Annotated in this window: 3 protein-coding genes and 1 pseudogene; 3 read left to right on the forward strand and 1 reads right to left on the reverse strand. The window is 61.9% G+C overall.

Translation table 11 applies throughout. The annotated features are described in order from the left end of the window. The 3 genes and pseudogenes from BGN91_RS14560 to BGN91_RS14570 all read left to right on the forward strand — a co-directional run. A pseudogene (locus tag BGN91_RS14560) lies at positions 1-234 on the forward strand (CpaF family protein); the annotation flags it as partial. A gap of 12 nt (positions 235-246) precedes the next feature. After that, positions 247-1,221, forward strand: a complete 975-nt coding sequence (locus BGN91_RS14565) for a type II secretion system F family protein (RefSeq protein ID WP_292614312.1) — start codon at positions 247-249, stop codon at positions 1,219-1,221. A 9-nt stretch (positions 1,222-1,230) separates the two neighbouring features. Continuing rightward, on the forward strand, positions 1,231-2,208 hold the full coding sequence (locus tag BGN91_RS14570) for a type II secretion system F family protein (RefSeq protein WP_292614314.1): 978 nt from the start codon (positions 1,231-1,233) through the stop codon (positions 2,206-2,208). A 115-nt stretch (positions 2,209-2,323) separates the two neighbouring features. On the opposite strand, the gene BGN91_RS14575 is transcribed toward BGN91_RS14570, so the two are convergent. Next, a partial coding sequence (locus tag BGN91_RS14575) for a tetratricopeptide repeat protein (protein ID WP_292614316.1) occupies positions 2,324-2,717 on the reverse strand: 394 nt, incomplete at its 5' end.

Here is a 2,717-nt window from a genome sequence, read left to right on the forward strand (position 1 = left end):
TCCCGCCGCATCACTCACATCACGGAGGTGATGGGAATGGAGGGCGACACCATCATCACCCAGGATATCTTCGTCTACGACCTGCTCGGCGAGGATGCCAACGGACACATTGTCGGCCGGCACCGTTCGACGGGGATCGGCCGGCCGCGGTTCTGGGAACGCGCGCGGTATTACAACGAAGAGAAGCGACTCGCAGCCGCGCTGGATGCGGCGGAAGTCAAGGTCGAGATCTGAGGACGTGCGCCCATGAACTTGCAGACCCTCGCACTGGCATTCATGGCTGCGACCGCGGTTGGCGGCATTGCGTGGGTCTTTCTGTATCCTGCCCTCTCGGGCGAGGCGAAGGCGGAAAAGCGCCTCGCCGCATTCGCGCGGACAGCGCCGGCGGCCCGTCAGGTCGACAGAGCCCAGCGTTCGCGCCGCGAGCAGATCGAGGGTTCGCTGCGGGAAATCGAGCAACGCAGCAAGCGCAACAGCAAGATCGCGCTCAGCAGCCGGATCGCACAGGCGGGCCTGTCCTGGTCGAAAGAGAAGTTTCTGATCGTCTCAGGCATTTTGGGCGTGGTCTGTTTTGCCGTTCCGATGGTCCTGGGGGCCGGGCTTCTACCGGCCGTAGGGTTTGCATTCGCGGCGGGCTTCGGCTTGCCGCGCTGGCTGCTGGGTTTCCTCAAGAAGCGCCGGGAGAAGGCGTTTTTGCGCGCTCTTCCCGATGCGGTCGACGTGATCGTCCGCGGCATCAAGGCCGGCCTGCCGCTGTTCGAATCGCTGAAGGTCGTCGCGGTTGATTCTCCGGAACCGCTGAAAAGCGAATTCGCCGCGATCATCGAAACTCAGGCGATCGGCATGCCGCTCGGCGACGCCTGTTCGCGGCTGTACGAGCGGATGCCGCTTCCTGAAGCGAACTTCTTCGGCATCGTGGTCGCGATCCAGCAGAAATCCGGCGGCAATCTGTCGGAAGCTCTCGGCAATCTGTCCAAGGTGCTGCGTGACCGCAAGAAGATGGCCGAGAAAATCCAGGCGATGTCGATGGAAGCCAAGGCGTCGGCCGCAATCATCGGCGCGCTGCCCGTGGTCGTCATGCTGCTCGTCTACCTGACCACGCCGGACTACATCGCGCTGCTGTGGACCCATCCCACCGGGCGGCTGATGCTGGCCGCCTGCATGCTGTGGATGTCTGCCGGCATCTTCGTGATGAAGAAAATGATCAACTTCGACTTCTGACGGTGCAACATGCTCGAACTCCTGGTCGAAAAATTACACGATCCGCGGTTCATGACGATGGTGCTCGCCGCCATAGCCGCCAGCGCCACTGTCTACACGCTGATCACGCCGTTTTTTGCGGCGGAAGGCCTTTCGAAGCGGATGAAGGCTGTCGCGAGCGAGCGCGAGCGCATCCGCCAGCGCGAGCGCGAGCGGCTTGCGAAATCCGAGAAGGTCTCGCTGCGTCAGGCACCGAAGCAATTCGTCTCGAGAATCGTGGAGGATCTCAATCTCGGCAAATGGGTGGCTCAGGAATCCGCGCGCGAAAAGCTCGTCATGGCAGGGTATCGCGGTCAGGCTCCGTACGTCACGTTCCTGTTCTTCCGCATGGTTACTCCGATCGTGATGCTGACCGGGGCGACCGTCTACGTTTTTCTGTTGTCGCACATGCAGCAGTCTATGCTGATCAAGGTCGGCATATGTATCGGCGTCGCGTTTTTCGGTTTGCAGGCCCCCATGCTGTTTCTGAAAAACTCCATTACCAAGCGCCAGCTTTCGATCAAGCGGGCTTTTCCGGACGCGCTCGATCTGCTGCTTATCTGCATCGAATCCGGCATGTCTATCGAAGTCGCGTTTCGCAAGGTCAGCACGGAAATCGGCAGCCAGTCTGTCGCGCTGGCCGAGGAGTTCACGCTGACCACGGCCGAACTGTCGTATCTCCAGGACCGCAAGGTCGCCTATGAGAACCTGGCGAAACGCACCGGCGTCGAGGGCGTGAAGTCCGTATGCCTCGCGCTGCAGCAGTCGGAACGATACGGCACGCCGCTCTCGCAAAGTCTTCGCGTGATGGCACAGGAAAACCGCGACATGCGCATGTCCGAAGCCGAGAAGAAGGCGGCCGCGCTGCCACCCAAGCTGACGGTGCCGATGATCGTGTTCTTCCTGCCCGTGCTGTTCGTGGTCATTCTCGGACCGACGGGCATCAAGATCGCAGCCCATATGCATTGAGGGTTTGCGATCGTCGGCACAAAGGTGTGTGCCAGGCCGGTCACTCCGGCCGTCGATCGCGTCCGCGCCTCATGATCCAAGTCTCGATAAAATCAGATCTCGATGGACCGAGGTCTCATGACCTGCGGGCATCCGGACCGGGAATATCTCCCGCGCCGGCGCGTGCGTTGCCGCCGCGCCCGAGCATCTGCTTCAGATAGGCGACGTTCGCCTCGGCCTCGTCGGCAGGCAGATCGGCTTTCACGATGCTCTCCGCCTCGTCGAACCTGCCCTGCAAGCCGACGACGAGCGCGAGATTCTGCCGGATCCGGCTGTCGGCGCGGGCGCTGGCGTAAGCGCGGCGCAACACTTCCTCTGCTTTGGGAAGTTCCTTGGTCAGGACGTACGACATGCCGAGATTGGACAGCACCGACGGCTCGTCCGGCGCGATCCTGAGCGCGCTTTCGTAATAGCGGCGGGCTTCGTCGTGACGGCCGAGCTTGTCCAGCGCCGTTCCCTGGACCGAGAGA

Origin of the sequence: Nitrobacter sp. 62-13 (assembly GCF_001896955.1) — a bacterium.
In the GTDB taxonomy this organism is placed as follows: Bacteria; Pseudomonadota; Alphaproteobacteria; order Rhizobiales; family Xanthobacteraceae; genus Nitrobacter.